The organism is Clostridium aciditolerans, assembly GCF_016316925.1.
Lineage (GTDB): Bacteria > Bacillota > Clostridia > Clostridiales > Clostridiaceae > Clostridium_AM > Clostridium_AM aciditolerans.
Map to the genome: position 1 here is coordinate 1 of NZ_JAEEGB010000065.1, position 272 is coordinate 272.

At 34.6% G+C, this 272-nt stretch carries 1 protein-coding gene; it reads right to left on the reverse strand.

The genetic code is table 11. From position 1 onward, the window contains the following. On the reverse strand, positions 1-272 hold a 272-nt coding region (locus I6U51_RS24945), incomplete at both ends, for a proline racemase family protein (protein ID WP_246517684.1).

Genomic DNA, 272 nt, shown 5'->3' on the forward strand with positions numbered 1-272 from the left:
TTTAATATAAATCCATGTTTAACAGGATCTTCAGGGTCTATAAAGAATTGGTTGTGTCCTGTTATATACGCTGCTCCAGTTATTTCTGGGATTATCGCATCATAATCTCCAACCTTAGTTTCTTCTAATACTCTTCCTTTGAACTTAGTTTGAATTATACTTTCATATATGAAGTCTTCCTTCATTTTTAATTGGCCTTTTGCATATAATGTTGCCATTTTAGCGCTTGTTCCTGTTCCACATGGTGATCTATCAAGCTGTCCTTGACCAAA